Origin of the sequence: Methylocystis sp. (assembly GCF_051061225.1) — a bacterium.
Lineage (GTDB): Bacteria > Pseudomonadota > Alphaproteobacteria > Rhizobiales > Beijerinckiaceae > Methylocystis.
Genome location: NZ_JBPFEB010000127.1, coordinates 58,940 through 72,708 on the forward strand (window position 1 = coordinate 58,940; position 13,769 = coordinate 72,708).

General features: G+C 67.1%; 15 protein-coding genes. 5 read left to right on the top strand and 10 right to left on the bottom strand.

The window, feature by feature from the left end; all coding sequences use genetic code 11:
* Positions 1 to 3: 3 nt before the first annotated feature.
* The 6 genes from ACR652_RS21440 to ACR652_RS21465 form a co-directional block, all read right to left on the bottom strand.
* Positions 4 to 327, bottom strand: coding sequence for a virulence factor (locus ACR652_RS21440; protein WP_434508506.1), 324 nt, complete (start codon positions 325 to 327; stop codon positions 4 to 6).
* Positions 328 to 417: 90 nt separating this feature from the next.
* Positions 418 to 2,250 carry a succinate dehydrogenase flavoprotein subunit gene (sdhA, locus tag ACR652_RS21445; RefSeq protein WP_434508507.1) on the bottom strand — a complete coding sequence of 611 codons (1,833 nt, stop codon included), beginning with the start codon at positions 2,248 to 2,250 and terminating at the stop codon, positions 418 to 420.
* 47 nt (positions 2,251 to 2,297) lie between these two features.
* On the bottom strand, positions 2,298 to 2,693 hold the full coding sequence (gene sdhD, locus ACR652_RS21450) for a succinate dehydrogenase, hydrophobic membrane anchor protein (RefSeq protein ID WP_434508508.1): 396 nt from the start codon (positions 2,691 to 2,693) through the stop codon (positions 2,298 to 2,300).
* 14 nt (positions 2,694 to 2,707) lie between these two features.
* Positions 2,708 to 3,115: a succinate dehydrogenase, cytochrome b556 subunit gene (sdhC, locus tag ACR652_RS21455; protein WP_434508509.1), complete on the bottom strand. Its 408-nt coding sequence runs from the start codon at positions 3,113 to 3,115 to the stop codon at positions 2,708 to 2,710.
* 138 nt (positions 3,116 to 3,253) lie between these two features.
* Complete coding sequence (locus ACR652_RS21460; RefSeq protein WP_434508510.1) at positions 3,254 to 4,483, bottom strand: MFS transporter; 1,230 nt, start codon at positions 4,481 to 4,483, stop codon at positions 3,254 to 3,256.
* Between the two features lie 17 nt (positions 4,484 to 4,500).
* Entirely contained in the window at positions 4,501 to 5,796 is a 1,296-nt protein-coding gene (locus ACR652_RS21465; protein ID WP_434508511.1) for an adenylosuccinate synthase, read from the bottom strand.
* Positions 5,797 to 5,996: 200 nt separating this feature from the next.
* On the opposite strand from ACR652_RS21465, the gene ACR652_RS21470 reads away from it, so the two are divergent.
* Together ACR652_RS21470 and ACR652_RS21475 are read left to right on the top strand one after the other, a co-directional pair.
* Positions 5,997 to 6,470, top strand: coding sequence for a hypothetical protein (locus ACR652_RS21470; RefSeq protein ID WP_434508512.1), 474 nt, complete (start codon positions 5,997 to 5,999; stop codon positions 6,468 to 6,470).
* A gap of 113 nt (positions 6,471 to 6,583) precedes the next feature.
* Positions 6,584 to 7,249 (top strand): SH3 domain-containing protein, encoded by a 666-nt coding sequence (locus ACR652_RS21475; RefSeq protein ID WP_434508513.1) that lies wholly within the window; start codon positions 6,584 to 6,586, stop codon positions 7,247 to 7,249.
* 6 nt (positions 7,250 to 7,255) lie between these two features.
* Here the strand turns inward: ACR652_RS21475 and rlmH are convergent, their stop codons facing one another.
* The 3 genes from rlmH to ACR652_RS21490 form a co-directional block, all read right to left on the bottom strand.
* Entirely contained in the window at positions 7,256 to 7,735 is a 480-nt protein-coding gene (rlmH, locus tag ACR652_RS21480; protein WP_434508514.1) for a 23S rRNA (pseudouridine(1915)-N(3))-methyltransferase RlmH, read from the bottom strand.
* A 12-nt stretch (positions 7,736 to 7,747) separates the two neighbouring features.
* The gene (gene rsfS / locus ACR652_RS21485) at positions 7,748 to 8,170 is read right to left on the bottom strand and encodes a ribosome silencing factor (RefSeq protein WP_434508515.1); all 423 of its coding nucleotides are present in this window, start codon (positions 8,168 to 8,170) and stop codon (positions 7,748 to 7,750) included.
* 419 nt (positions 8,171 to 8,589) lie between these two features.
* Complete coding sequence (locus tag ACR652_RS21490; RefSeq protein ID WP_434508516.1) at positions 8,590 to 9,564, bottom strand: quinone oxidoreductase family protein; 975 nt, start codon at positions 9,562 to 9,564, stop codon at positions 8,590 to 8,592.
* Positions 9,565 to 9,777: 213 nt separating this feature from the next.
* Here ACR652_RS21490 and ACR652_RS21495 point away from each other — a divergent pair, with 213 nt between their 5' ends.
* Positions 9,778 to 11,031 (top strand): FAD-dependent monooxygenase, encoded by a 1,254-nt coding sequence (locus tag ACR652_RS21495; protein WP_434508517.1) that lies wholly within the window; start codon positions 9,778 to 9,780, stop codon positions 11,029 to 11,031.
* Positions 11,032 to 11,046: 15 nt separating this feature from the next.
* Here the strand turns inward: ACR652_RS21495 and ACR652_RS21500 are convergent, their stop codons facing one another.
* Positions 11,047 to 11,667, bottom strand: coding sequence for a response regulator transcription factor (locus ACR652_RS21500; RefSeq protein WP_434508518.1), 621 nt, complete (start codon positions 11,665 to 11,667; stop codon positions 11,047 to 11,049).
* Positions 11,668 to 11,741: 74 nt separating this feature from the next.
* On the opposite strand from ACR652_RS21500, the gene ACR652_RS21505 reads away from it, so the two are divergent.
* Together ACR652_RS21505 and ACR652_RS21510 are read left to right on the top strand one after the other, a co-directional pair.
* Entirely contained in the window at positions 11,742 to 13,097 is a 1,356-nt protein-coding gene (locus tag ACR652_RS21505; protein ID WP_434508519.1) for a histidine kinase, read from the top strand.
* A 1-nt stretch (position 13,098) separates the two neighbouring features.
* Positions 13,099 to 13,635: a GNAT family N-acetyltransferase gene (locus ACR652_RS21510; protein WP_434508520.1), complete on the top strand. Its 537-nt coding sequence runs from the start codon at positions 13,099 to 13,101 to the stop codon at positions 13,633 to 13,635.
* Positions 13,636 to 13,769: the final 134 nt, after the last annotated feature.

A 13,769-nucleotide genomic window follows, 5' to 3' on the forward strand; every position in this document is an offset into this window, starting at 1 on the left:
TCCTCAACGCTTGCGGTCGCCGCGCGCCGACCGGCCCGCTTCGTAGCCAAGGAAGCCCATCAGCGTGTCTTCCTCTGTGATCTGCAACATTCGGATATCTCGAACCGAGGGCTTGAACCACGGAAACATTGCATCGAGGTCCATCGTGGCCTTCACGCAATCTGTCGCCCGTATGTCGTCGCCGCCGAAATACACGCTGCCCTGCTGCCAGCGAAAACCGCGCGCCTCCAACTCCCTGCGGATGTCGAAATTAGCGTTGTTCCAGTTTGCGTTTGGATAGACCTGCCGCAACTGCTCGGTGTCGAGGTCGAAAGCGATGGCGTACATGTAGGGGCTCCGGCCCTTGCGATTATGGCCGACGCCCGGATTGCTTCGCGAAGCCATACCCATCCGTCTGACCCTCCTGTTGGAACGCCGCTAGTACACCCTCGCCTTCGGCTCGATATAGGCCACTTCGTTCGTCATCGTGTAATTGTGCACGGGACGGTAATCGATCGATGTCGATTTCTTCTCGCGGTCAATCGTCGCCAGCGTGTGCTTCATCCAGTTCTTGTCGTCCCGCTCGGGGAAGTCCTCGCGCGCATGCGCGCCGCGCGACTCCTTGCGATTGGCGGCCGACTCCATCGTCACCACCGCCTGCACGATCAGATTGTCGAACTCCAGCGTCTCCACGAGGTCGGAGTTCCAGACCAGCGAGCGGTCGGAGACCTTCACATCCGCGGCCTCGCGCCACACCTCGTTGACGCCGGCGACGCCCTCGGCCAGCACCTCGCCCGTGCGATACACCGCGCAATGCGATTGCATCACGCGCTGCATCTTGTCGCGCAGTTCGGCCGTCGACGTCCCGCCATTGGCGTTGCGCGCGAAGTCCAGGCGCGAGAGCGGCAGTTCCGCCGAATCGGCCGGCAGCTCGGGCTGCGACTGGCCGGGCTTCACCAGCTCGGCGGCGCGCAGGCCGGCGGCGCGGCCGAAGACGACGAGATCGATCAGCGAATTGGAGCCGAGGCGATTGGCGCCGTGCACCGAGACGCAGGCCGCTTCGCCGAGCGCCATCAGGCCCGGCACCACCGCGTCGGGATCGCCGTCGACCTTGCGCAGCACTTCGCCGTGATAATTCGTCGGGATGCCGCCCATGTTGTAATGCACGGTCGGCAGGATCGGGATCGGCTGGCGCGTGACATCGACGCCGGCGAAAATCTTCGCGCTCTCGGAAATGCCCGGCAGGCGCTCGTGCAAAATCTGCGGATCGAGATGCTCGAGATGCAGATAGGCGTGATCCTTGCGCTTGCCGACGCCCCTGCCCTCGCGAATCTCCACCGTAATGGCGCGCGAGACCATGTCGCGCGGCGCGAGATCCTTCACGGACGGCGCATAACGCTCCATGAAGCGCTCGCCCTCGCTGTTCGTCAGATAGCCGCCTTCGCCGCGCGCCCCCTCGGTGATCAGGCAGCCCGCGCCATAGATGCCGGTCGGGTGGAACTGCACGAATTCCATGTCCTGCAACGGCAGCCCTGCGCGCAGCGCCATGCCGCCGCCGTCGCCCGTGCAGGTGTGCGCGGAGGTCGCGGAGAGATAGGCGCGGCCATAGCCGCCGGTCGCGAGCACGGTGAGCGCCGAACGGAAGCGGTGGATCGTGCCGTCGTCGAGCTTGAGCGCCACGACGCCGCGGCAGGCGCCCTCGCTGTCCATGATCAGGTCGATGGCGAAATATTCGACGAAGAATTTAGTCTCGTGCTTCAGCGCCTGCCCATACATCGTATGCAGCATGGCGTGGCCGGTGCGGTCGGCGGCGGCGCGGGTGCGCTGCGCGGGCGGTCCCTTGCCGAAATCGGTCGTCATGCCGCCGAAGGGGCGCTGGTAGATCTTGCCCTCGGCCGTGCGCGAGAAGGGCACACCCCAGTGCTCCAGCTCATAGACCGCCTGCGGGGCGTTGCGGCACAGATATTCGATCGCGTCCTGGTCTCCGAGCCAGTCGGAGCCCTTGACGGTGTCGTACATGTGCCATTTCCAGTCGTCCGGCCCCATGTTGCCCAGCGCCGCGGCGACGCCGCCCTGCGCCGCGACCGTATGCGAGCGGGTCGGGAAAACCTTGGTCACGCAGGCGACGTTGAGGCCCGCCTTGGCGCAGCCGACGACCGCGCGCAAGCCAGCGCCGCCGGCGCCCACGACCACGACGTCGAAGGTGTGGTCGATGATCGGATAGGCCCGTCCATTGATGGAGACGGAAGCAGCAGCGCCATTCGCAGCCATATCAGAAGCCTTTATTTATCTTTGGTTCGAGCGGCCCGTTGTGCGCGCTACTTCGGCGCGGCGATCAGCATGATCGCCAGCGTCCAGACGGCGGCGATTGCGATCGACGCAATCTTGTTGGCGTGCAACGCCTTCTCTTTCAGAACGGGATCGTGGACATAGTCCTCGATGATTTCCGTCATGCCCTGCCGGGCGTGGATCATGCCGACGACCGCGAAAGCGATCAGCACGATCGCCGGAATCGGCCGGCCGATCTCGGCCCGCACGCCCTCCAGCGTCTTGCCGGCAAGGCCCGCGATCCACCAGGCCGAGAGCACGCCGAGCGGCGCCAGCGCCCAAGACGACAGGCGCATGAAGCGGGCGTGCGCGGACCCCTCGTGATCCGAGACGTAAGCCGCGCCCTGGCCCGTGCGGCCGCTTTTGAAATGAGTCGGAACCGACATCGACGCGCCTTTCCTCAACCGGCGAGAGACTTGATGATCCACAGCAGCACGGTCAGGCCGATGCCGCCATAGAGCGAGGCCTGCGCCAGAAGTTCGCGCCCCTGCGGGTCCATGTAAAGGCCGCGATCCCACAGCGCGTGCCGTACGCCGCCCATCAGATGATGGAAAATCGCCCATGTGGTCAGGAAGACGATCACGCCGCCGATGAAGCCCGAGGCCAGCCAGCCGGTGAGGGCGTGCAGCCAGCCGCCGAAGCCGGCGCCGAGCAGGAAAAGCGCGAGCAACGCCATAAGGACGTAAAGCGCGGCCCCGCTGATGCGATGCGCCATGGACATGGCCATGGTGAGCCAGGGCCTGAAGATGGTCAGATGCGGCGACAGCGGGCGCTTTTCGGCGCGCTCGTCGAGTCCGGCGTTTGCCATGCGTGATCCTCTCCCGCGTTCGCCGGAATGGTTCCGAGGAACGCTCTAAGGAGTGGATAATTCAAATGGTGCGGCGCCGCAACTGCGCCATTTTTCATGCAGGAAAAGACAAGGCTTTCGGCAGGTTTTTCGAATCGCTCAACGTCTCATTCTCGCCAGAGGCAAAAGCGCCGCCAGCGAAACGGCGGCGACCCCTCCGCCCGCGGCGAAGGTCGCCCCGGCGCCATAAAGGTCCCAAAGCTTTCCGGCCGCAAAACTTGCGACAAGGAGCGCCAGTCCGCTGGCGAGATTATAGACGCCGAAGGCCGTGCCGCGCAGCGCGGGCGGGGCCTCGTCGGCGACCAGCGCCGAAAAAAGCCCCTGCGTCAGCGCCATATGCAGCCCCCAGAGCGCCACGCCGGCCCAGACCAGCGGCAGCGAGGTCGCCACGGCGAGGGCCGCGTCCGCCAGCGCCAGCGCGAAAACGCCGATGGCCAGCGGCGTGATCCGGTCGCCGCGATCGGAGAAGGCGCCGGCGGGATAGGAGGCGCCGGCGTAAACTACGTTCATCGCCACCAGCACCAGTGGCGCGAGCGCCTCCGGCAGACCGAGAGACGTGGCTTTCAGGATCAGAAAGGCTTCCGAGAATCGGGCCAGACCGAAGAGCGTCGCGACCGCGACCACCAGCCAGAAACCGCCGCCGAGCCGCGCGATCTCATCCCAATGCAGGGGAAAGCGCGCCGGGCGCGCCGGGCGGTCTTCCGCCGGCTCACGCACGCCGAACGCGAGCACAGCCACGGCCAGAATCGCCGGAATGACGGCGAGCCAGAAGACCGCGCGGATGTCGTCCACCGTCAGCCACATCACCAGCACCGCGACCGCGGGGCCGAGAAAGGCGCCGACCGTGTCGAGAGACTGTCTGAGGCCGAAGGCCGCCCCGCGCAGCTCCGGAGGCGTCACATCCGCGACCAGCGCGTCGCGCGGCGCGCCGCGAATCCCCTTCCCCACCCGGTCGGTGAATCGCGCGGCCATCACCCAGCCGACATCGGGAGCGAGCGGAAACATCGGCTTCGTCGCCGCCGCGAGGCCGTAGCCGAGAATCGCGAGCAGCTTGCGGCTGGCGAACCAGTCGGAAACCGCGCCAGAGAATATCTTGACGATGGAGGCCGTCGCCTCGGCGACGCCCTCGATCACGCCGACTTCCGCCATGGTCGCGCCCATGGCCCCGACCAGATAGACCGGCAGCAGGGCATGGATCATCTCGGACGAGAAATCCATGAACAGGGAGACGAGCCCAAGCGCCCAGACGCTCGACGGAATCCGGCGCAGCCGCTCCCCTCTCCCGCCGAGCGGGGGAGGGTCAGGGAGGGGGCACTCTCCGCTCGTCACCGCGCTCCCGTTCTTGCTCAATCCTGGAAGGGATTGTGGACCAGGATCGTGTCGTCCCGCTCGGGGCTGGTCGACAGCAGCGCGACAGGCGCGCCGATCAGCTCCTCGATGCGGCGGACATATTTGATCGCCTGCGCGGGAAGCTCGGCCCATGAACGGGCGCCGCTGGTCGTCTCCTGCCAGCCGGGAAAGCTTTCATACACCGGCGTGACCCGCGCCTGCGCCGACTGCGAGGCCGGCAGGCGGTCGATCTGCTTGCCGTCCAGCATGTAGTGCGTGCAGATCTTGATCTCCTCGAACCCGTCGAGAATGTCGAGCTTGGTCAGCGCGACGCCATTGACGCCCGACGTCTTCACCGCCTGTCGCGTCAGCACGGCGTCGAACCAGCCGCAGCGGCGCCGCGGGCCCGTATTCGTGCCGAACTCGTGGCCACGGTCGCCGATCAGCTCGCCGATGGCGTCGTGAAGCTCGGTCGGGAACGGGCCGCCGCCGACGCGGGTGGTGTAGGCCTTGGCGATCCCCAGCACATAGCCGATCGCGCCCGGCCCGAGGCCCGAGCCGCTCGCGGCCGAGGCCGCCACCGTGTTGGACGAGGTGACATAGGGATAGGTGCCGTGATCGACGTCGAGCAACACGCCCTGCGCGCCCTCGAAGAGGATGCGCTTGCCGGCGCGGCGCTGTTCGTCGAGCAGGTCCCAGACCGCGTCCATGAAGGGCAGGATTCGAGGCGCGACCGAGAGCAGTTCTTCGCGCAGGGTCGCGGGCGACACCTCCGGCAGGCCGAGGCCCCGGCGCAGCGGATTGTGATGGGCGAGCGCGCGGGCGATCTTGTCGTCGAGCGTGTCCGGCTCGGCGAGGTCCATCAGGCGGATGGAACGGCGCCCCACCTTGTCTTCATAGGCGGGGCCGATGCCGCGCTTCGTGGTGCCGATCTTGGCGCCGCCGGCGGCGGCCTCCTCGCGATGGGCGTCAAGCTCGCGATGCAGCGAGAGAATGAGCGGCGCGTTTTCCGCAACCTTCAGATTTTGCGGCGTGATCTCGACGCCCTGCGCCCGCAGCCGCTCGATCTCGTCGACGAGGAAGTGCGGGTCGACGACCACGCCATTGCCGATGATCGAGAGCTTGCCGGGCCGCACGATGCCCGAGGGCAGCAGCGCGAGCTTGTAGGTCTTGCCGTCGATGACGAGCGTGTGACCGGCGTTGTGGCCGCCCTGGAAGCGGACGACCACATCCGCTTCGAGCGACAGCCAGTCGACGATCTTGCCCTTGCCCTCGTCGCCCCACTGGGCGCCGACCACCGCCACATTCGCCATGATGCTTCTTCGCGCTGTCTGGTTCTTCGGGGCGCTTTCACGACGGAACGCGCGCCAAAACGACAAAAAGCCCTCGCGGTAACGCGAAGGCTCGTTACGCACGGGGTGTAGCGCAGGACAGCCGGGCGGTAAAGACCCGCCGGAACTTCGCGGCCGCTCGCCGGTTGGCCTCTGATCCCGCCGCCAGAAGGGTCAGGAACATGGCTGCCGCCGCCGACCGCGTCCAGAGCAACACCAGCGAGGCCGTGAATCGCATGATTCACGCGGAGATGCTGGAGCGCCTCATCTATTTCGCGCTGCACCCTGATCGCATCGGCGGGCGGCTGGAGGAACTCGACCGAGAGTGGGACGTCGAACGCGCGCTCGAGGCCAACGCCTCCGCCTTCGGGCTCGGCGGGCTGACGCTCGGGTTCCTCGGCAGCCGGCGCTGGCTCGCGTTGCCGGCGCTGGTCTCGGGCTTCCTCATGCAGCACGCCATCCAGGGCTGGTGCCCGCCCCTCCCCGTGCTGCGCCGCCTGGGCTTCCGCACCCAGCGCGAGATTGATCAGGAGCGCTACGCGCTCAAGGCGCTTCGGGGGGATTTCCGGCAGGTCGAAGACGCGATGACGCGCCTTCAGGCGGCGCGGACGGAGAAGCAGGCAAGCGGCCCGGAGCTATGGACCGGGTCAACGTAAGTCCAGCCGGCGCGCGGCGAAAGGCCGCTGCGGAAATCGCCGAGCCGGCGTTTCAATTTTCGTTTCAGGGGAGCAAGCTTGGCGGCGATCGCTTAAAGCTCTGCGGAGAAGTCATGTTTCGGCCATTGCCCGTCACCGCCGCGGCCATTTGCCTTGGCCTCGTCGCTTCCCTCGCCGGCGCGCAGGAGACGTCCAGCGTCACCCGCGTAACATTCAAGGCTGGCCGCGCGATCCTGAGCGGCGTCGTGAAGGGCTATGCGTCCAACGACTATGTCTTCCCCGCCGGGGCGGGCGAGTCGATCAGCGTCTCCCTCGCCAGCAAGAAGGCCTTCTTCAACGTGCTCGCCCCCGGCGCCGCCGATGAGGCGATCTTTATCGGCTCGACGTCGGGCGCGACCTTCGAGGGCGTCGCCGCGACCAGCGGGGATTACACCGCCCGCGTCTATCTGATGCGCAACGAGGCCCGTCGCGGGACCGCCGCCCGCTATAAGGTGACGATCCGGCTCGGCCAAAAAAGCGCCGCGCAGGAAAAGGGCGGCCGCGACTTCGCCGACGGTCTGACGGGCGGCCCCGATTATTGGGTGGTGACGGGCGTCGCGCCCAACGACGCGCTGGCCCTGCGCGCTGCGCCGTCCCCGAAAGGCGCGCGCCTCGGGCAAATCCCGAACGGCAAGACGGTCAAGAACCTGGGGTGTCGGAACAGCGGCGGTCAGCGGTGGTGTCAGGTCGAAGACGGGGCCGACCGCGGCTGGGTGAATGGGCGCTTTTTGCGCGAGTAGGCGGCGTCACTGCCTGTGGTAGGGATGCCCTGACAGGATCGTCATCGCCCGGTAAATCTGCTCCGCCGCCAGGATCCGCACCAGTTGGTGCGGGAGCGTCATGGCGCCAAACGAAAAGACCGCCGTCGCCCGGGCGCGGACGGCGCCGTCGAGGCCCTCCGAGCCGCCGACCGCGAACCACAGCGCCTTGCGCCCGGCGTCCCGCTCGCGCCCGATGAAAGCCGCAAAGGCCGTGCTGTCAGCCGCTTTTCCGCGCTCGTCGAAGACGACGAGGCCCGACTCGGCCGGGACCGCCGCGAGGATCTCCTCGCCCTCCCGCGCCATGCGCTCGGCCGGACTCTTCGCCTTGTTCTCGTCGATCTCGCGCAAATCGAGACCGTCGAGCCCGATCCGCCGCAGGGCGGCGATGCGCTCGGCGTATCGCGCGTAAATCTCGCGCTCGGGTCCGGCCTTGAGCCGCCCCACGCAAACCAGTCCCAAACGCACCGGCGTTCCGCGCTAGACCACCCGCATCTCCACGGGCCGGTCGCCGCCCCACATCTTCTCGAGGTTGTAGAACTGTCTCACCTCGGGACGGAAAATGTGGACGATGACGTCGCCGGCGTCGATCAGCACCCAGTCGCACTGGGGCAGCCCCTCGACGCGCGCCGTGACGCCCGCGTTCTTCAGGGCCCTGATCACCTTGTCGGCGACAGCCCCGACATGCACGGTCGAACGGCCCGTCGCGATGATCATTTCATCAGCGAGAGCGGTCTTGCCGCGCAGATCGATGGAGATGATGTCCTCGGCCTTCATCTCGTCCAGGGCCTGAAGGACATTGTGCACGGCCGAGCCGGAAAGCGGCGCGTTGGCGCCGATGGTCGGCTGGGAGAGACGATTCACTCCCGGATGAACACTTGTCGACAGCGTTGCAACCCTCATGCTCCGCGGCCTGTTAACCGGCCGCAGACAAAGGATGGGACCCTTTGCCGCTGATTGCAATAAAAAAGCAGGACCTGAGGCTGCCCGGGCCGAAAAAAACCCGGCGTCGAGGCCGGGTCTGTAGGCAGTTCAGGCTAATCGAGAGGCGGGAGGAACCTCAAAGCCGGAACAGGTTCAATATAGCTCATTTCGGGACAGAAGGCGCGACTGTTTTTAAGACGGGCGCGCGACGCGCCCTTAAGGCAAGGCTTGTTTACGGTCAATCCTGCATTTTCACGGGCGGACGGGCGCCGGATGGCGCCGAGGAAGCGCATGATTTTCAGATGCTTAGGAAAAAAGCGCGCACCGGCGTGCCGTGAAAGCCACACACGCAAAAATTGCGCCGCGACGGGGGCGCCCAGGCCCCGCCGCGGCGTCGGTCACGGGATCAGGACCAGCGATCCGGCCGTCTGACGTGATTCGAGGGCGGCGTGAACGCCGACGGCGTCCGACAGCGGAAAGCGCTGCGGCTCGTCGATGCTCAGATGGCCGCGCTTGATGGCGTGCAGCATGTCCTCGACCATTTCCTCGTAATCCTTGCGCTTCGCAATATGGGCGAAGAGCGTTGGCCGGGTGGCGAAAAGCGAGCCTTTCTGGGAGAGGAGATTGATGTCGAACGCCTGGATCGGCCCCGACGCCGAGCCGAAACTCACGAACAGGCCGAAGGGCGCGAGACAGTCCAGCGAGGCCGGGAAGGTGGCGCGCCCCACCCCGTCATAGACGACGTCGCAGAGCTTTCCGCGGGTGATCTCCTTCACGCGCTCGGCGAAATTCTCCTCCTGATACAGGATGACGTCCTGCGCGCCGGCCTTTTCGGCGATCGCCGCCTTCTCTGGCGAGCCGACCGTGGCGATGACCTTGGCGCCGAGCGCGCGCGACCATTGGCAGAGCAACTGGCCGACGCCGCCCGCGCCGGCGTGGACCAGAATGCGGTGGCCTTTCTTGACCCGGAAGGTGCGGCGCAGAAGATATTGAGCCGTCAAGCCCTTCAGCATCATCACCGCGCCCTGCTCGTAGCTGAGCGACTTGGGCAGATGGATGACCGACTCGGCTGCGATGTTGCGCGCCTCGATATAGGCCCCGAGCCCGCCGGAGATATAGGCGACGCGGTCGCCCTCCTCGAAATCCTTCACGCCCTCGCCCACGGCGACGATCTGCCCGGCCCCTTCGTGGCCCGGAATGTAGGGCAGTTCCGCCGGATACAGGCCGGTGCGCCGGTAAATGTCGATGTAATTCACGCCGATGGCGCGCTGGCGGATCTGCACTTCGCCCGGCCCCGGCGGCCCAAGCTCCACATCCTCGAGCTGAAGCACATCGGGACCGCCCGGCCGGTGCACGCGGATCGCCTTGACCATCGAAACCTCCAAAGACTGAAAGACGCGAATCTGGACTGCTTGAGTCTACCTAGATAGCAGGGGAAGACCGCCGCGCATGAATGTTTGCGGCGTCTCCCACAGGAAGCGCCGCCGCAGCCTCCCTATAAGCCCAAACTGTCGCGTCTGTGACAGGGGACCCTCGCCCTGAGCCGAGCGGGCCGCTATAACAGAGTCACGATCAGGAGTTTCGTGATGACCGAGGTTTCCGCGCGGACTGGCGCGACGAAGACTGACATTCTCGTGGCCGGGGTCGGCTCGACCGGCCTGGCCGCCGCCCTCGCCTTCGCCCGCGCCGGGCTGAGGGTGACGCTCGTCGGCCGCATCCCGCCGCCGCTGCCGGGCCGGACCGTGGCGCTGTTCGAGGCGTCGATCCGCTTCCTGGACGCGCTCGGCGCGCTCGAGCGCGTGAAGGCGCTCGGCTGCGCGGTGGAGGCGATCCGCATGATCGACGACACCGATCAGCTCTTCCCCGTGCCCGAGCTGACCCTGCGGGCGAGCGAGGTCGATCTGCCGGCGCTCGGCGTGAACATCTCCAACGACGAACTGGTCGGCGTGCTGCTCGACCTCGTCCGCTCCAAGCCCGAGATCGCGCTGATCGAGGCGGACATCGTCGATTACGAGCTCAATGGCGCGAGCGCCGCCGCGATCCTCGCCGACGGCCGGCGCATCGAAGCGGATTTCCTCGTCGCCGCCGACGGCCGCAACAGCCGCGCCCGCGCCGTGGCGGGCATCGACATCAAGGAAGGGACCTATCCGCAGGTCGCCCTCACCATGATGCTGCGGCACGAGTTCCCGCACGACAACATTTCGACCGAGTGGCACACGCGCTCCGGCCCCTTCACGCTGGTGCCGCTGCCGCCGCGCGAGGGCGCGCCCAATCGCTCGAGCCTCGTCTGGCTGATGAGCGTCGCCGACGCCCGCCGCCGTCTCGCCAAGCCGCGCGACGAGCTGGAATATGAAATCGAGGATTACGCCAAGTCCGAATTCGGCGCGATGACCATCGAGAGCGACATCGGCCAGTTCCGCATGGGCGGCATGCAGGTGTCGAAACATGCGGCCGGCCGCATGGCGCTCGTCGGCGAGACCTGCCACATCTTCCCGCCCATCGGCGCGCAGGGCCTCAATCTGAGCCTGCGCGACGTGGCCGATCTCGAAGATTGTCTGGCCAGCGTCGATCTGCGCAACGAACGCGAAGTGTCGCGCGCCCTCGCCCGTTATGACCGTCACCGCCATGCCGACATCGGCTTCCGCACCCATGGCGTGGATGTGCTCAACCGCTCGCTGATCATCCCCTATCTTCCGGTCGATCTGTTTCGCGGCGCGAGCTTCATCGCCGTCGCCGCGCTGGGTCCGCTGCGCCGCGCCGTGATCCGCGAAGGCGTGTTGCCGCATCTCGTGCTGCCGCGTCTGATGCGCCGGCCGGCGCGCGAGGCGAGAGCCGGCTGACGGCGGGATTTGCGGTCAGGCGAGTTTCTGCTCAAGGGCGATCCGCATCAGCTCCATCGGCGTGCGGGCGCCCAGCTTGCGCTTCATGATCGAACAGCTGTTCGCGACGGTCTTGTAGGAGACCTGCGTGGCGTCGGCGATTTCGGCCATGCCCAGCCCCGCCCCGAGCATGCGCAGGATTTCCATCTCGCGCGGGGTGAGCGACGCGAGTGGACTGACGCCGCCTCCGGTCTTCCCGAAAGCCAGACGATTGGCGATCTTCGGCATGAGAAACACGCCGCCGGCGGCGACGTCGCGCACCGCCTTCACCAGGAGATAGGGATCGTCGTTCTTCGTCACATAGCCCTTCGCGCCGGCCTCGATGGCGCGCGCGGCGAAGATCGGGTCGTCGTTCATGCTGAACACGACAATGCGCGCGGCGGGGTCTTCGAGCAAAATGCGGCGCGCCAGCTCCAGCCCCGAGACGCCCGGCATGGCGATGTCGACGACCGTGACGTCCGGCCGGTGCTGAAGAAAGGCCGCAAGGCCGGTGTCCGCGTCGCGCGCGTCGACCACCTCGATGTCGCCCTCGCTGGCCAGCATGGCCGAGCAGCCCGCGACAATGATCGGATGATCGTCGACGATGAGAACCCGCATCTCTCCTCCCGCCCCTCCAGATTGACCGCCGGCCCGGCTTTCGTAAAGTCCGGCGAGGCGGAAGGAAAGCGCCCATGCTCCAAAGTCTGTCGTTGCGCGCCCGGCTGTCGCTCCTCTTCGGCGGCGTCATCGTGGCCGGCCTCGCGTTCGGCGTGGGTCTGCTGATCCTCCACGCCGGCGCCCGCGTCAGCGCCGAGGCCGAGGGCGCGACGCGACTGGCGCGCGATCTCGTGCAGGCCACCCTGCCCAGCCTGCAATCCTCGCGGCGCCCGGAACGCGAGCTTGCCGATCTTCTCGCCGACGCGCGGCGGCTGCGGCATGTTCATGTCGGGGTCGAAGGCGAGCCCGCGCCCGCGCCCGCGACGCAGAAGGCCGCGCCCGACTGGTTCAGCGCGCTGGTGTTCCGCGCGCCGGCTCCCGCCTATGTCGCCACGCCGCTCGGCGTCATCGAGATTGGCGCCAATCCCGCCGATGAAATTGCGGAAATCTGGGAGGAGATCGTCTGGCTGGCGATCGGCGCGGCGGGCGTCGCGGGGGTGGCGTTCGGTCTTGTCTCGCTGGCGGTCTCACGCACATTGCGCCCCATCGGAATGCTTTCGGCCGCGCTGCAACGGCTCGAACAGGGCGACTATGCGGTGCGGGCGCCGGGCGACGGCTCGCCCGAATTCGTCGCCATCGCGGCGCGGCTCAACAGCCTTGCGACGACGCTCCAGCGTCTGGACGACGAAAACCGCCAGCTCGTGCGGCGCATGATCACCGTGCAGGATGAGGAGCGGCGCGACATCGCGCGCGACCTCCACGACGAGATCGGCCCCTTTCTCTTCACCGTGCGCGCGGGCCTCGGCGCGCTGGCGCGCAAGGCTCAGACGCCCGGCGCCGAGCCGGCGCTGCTCGCGCAGGAGTGCGCGAAGATCGACGCGCAGGTCGCCACGCTCCAGCAGGTCAACCGCCGCATTCTCGGGCGGCTGCGCCCGGCCGCGCTCTCCGAGATGGGGCTTGCGAACGCGCTGGAGGCGCTGGCGCGGGGCTGGCGCGAGGCGCGCGCCGACATGCTCATCGAACTCGCGCTCGACGGCGCCGGCGACGACATCGACGAGGCCACCGCGCTGACAGCCTATCGCGTCGCGCAGGAGGGTCTCACCAACGCCTTCCGCCATTCCGGCGCGCGTCGCGTCATCCTCTCGGTGACGCGCGCGCGCGAGGGGCTGCGCGTCGAGGTCAGCGACGACGGCGCCGGACTTGCACCAAAACAGCGAGGAGGTCTCGGCCTGAGGGGCATGCGCGAGCGCGTCGAGGCGCTCGGCGGCGCCTTGAGAGTCGGGAACGGCTCGGAGGGCGGCGCGAGGCTGATCGCGACGTTGCCGTTTCCAGCTCGCGACATAGATGGCCGAAGTCGCGAAGCGGCTTTCCGAGTGAGGGCGGAGATCTGACATGAAGACATCGCCAGACATCCGGCGCGGGGCCGAGACGGACATCCCCGCCGTGGCTGGCGTTCACCTCGACTCGTCGAGGGTCGCCTATCGCGGCATCTGCCCGGATTCCGTCCTCGACGCCCTCACGCTCTCCGGGCGCATCGAGCTGTGGCGGGGGCGTTACCACGATCTCGGCCCGGAGGGGCGCCTGTGGATCATCGGGCGACCGCAGGTGATCGGCTTCGCGGCCGCGGACAGGGCGGATGACGCCGAAGACGGCGGGAAGACATGCGAGCTGCTGTCGTTCTACGTGCTGCCGGAATGGTGGGGCAAAAAGATCGGTTACGATCTGATGCAATGGCTGCTGGAGGACTTCCGGCAACGGCAGTACCGGACAATCATCTTGTGGACGATCCGCAGCAACCGCCGCGCCAGGGATTTTTACGAGCGTACCGGCTTTGTCTGCGACGAACGCGCCCGCAGGATTTCGCGGCGGGAATCCGGTGTGCTGGTCGAATATGACGAGATCCGCTATTCGCGCCGTCTCGACGACTAGCGGCGGCCCTCCAGCGATTGCCGGAAACGGGAAATCTTCCCGGGCCGCGCAGGACGCCATCCCCGGAAAACCGTTATTTTTCAGAACTGTAGCGATCTTACAACAGGCTGGGAATATTGGTGAAATGAGGCGTC

What these genes read in the sequence shown, in the direction of transcription:
- ACR652_RS21470 (WP_434508512.1), top strand. Translation starts at nt 5,997, where the DNA reads ATGGCTGCCGCCGCCGACCGCGTCCAGAGCAACACCAGCGAGGCCGTG.
- ACR652_RS21500 (WP_434508518.1), bottom strand. Translation starts at nt 11,667, where the DNA reads ATGCGGGTTCTCATCGTCGACGATCATCCGATCATTGTCGCGGGCTGC.
- ACR652_RS21440 (WP_434508506.1), bottom strand. Translation starts at nt 327, where the DNA reads ATGTACGCCATCGCTTTCGACCTCGACACCGAGCAGTTGCGGCAGGTC.
- ACR652_RS21465 (WP_434508511.1), bottom strand. Translation starts at nt 5,796, where the DNA reads ATGGCGAATGTGGCGGTGGTCGGCGCCCAGTGGGGCGACGAGGGCAAG.
- ACR652_RS21505 (WP_434508519.1), top strand. Translation starts at nt 11,742, where the DNA reads ATGCTCCAAAGTCTGTCGTTGCGCGCCCGGCTGTCGCTCCTCTTCGGC.
- sdhA (WP_434508507.1), bottom strand. Translation starts at nt 2,250, where the DNA reads ATGGCTGCGAATGGCGCTGCTGCTTCCGTCTCCATCAATGGACGGGCC.
- ACR652_RS21490 (WP_434508516.1), bottom strand. Translation starts at nt 9,564, where the DNA reads ATGGTCAAGGCGATCCGCGTGCACCGGCCGGGCGGTCCCGATGTGCTT.
- ACR652_RS21495 (WP_434508517.1), top strand. Translation starts at nt 9,778, where the DNA reads ATGACCGAGGTTTCCGCGCGGACTGGCGCGACGAAGACTGACATTCTC.
- sdhD (WP_434508508.1), bottom strand. Translation starts at nt 2,693, where the DNA reads ATGTCGGTTCCGACTCATTTCAAAAGCGGCCGCACGGGCCAGGGCGCG.
- sdhC (WP_434508509.1), bottom strand. Translation starts at nt 3,115, where the DNA reads ATGGCAAACGCCGGACTCGACGAGCGCGCCGAAAAGCGCCCGCTGTCG.
- ACR652_RS21510 (WP_434508520.1), top strand. Translation starts at nt 13,099, where the DNA reads ATGAAGACATCGCCAGACATCCGGCGCGGGGCCGAGACGGACATCCCC.
- rsfS (WP_434508515.1), bottom strand. Translation starts at nt 8,170, where the DNA reads ATGAGGGTTGCAACGCTGTCGACAAGTGTTCATCCGGGAGTGAATCGT.
- ACR652_RS21475 (WP_434508513.1), top strand. Translation starts at nt 6,584, where the DNA reads ATGTTTCGGCCATTGCCCGTCACCGCCGCGGCCATTTGCCTTGGCCTC.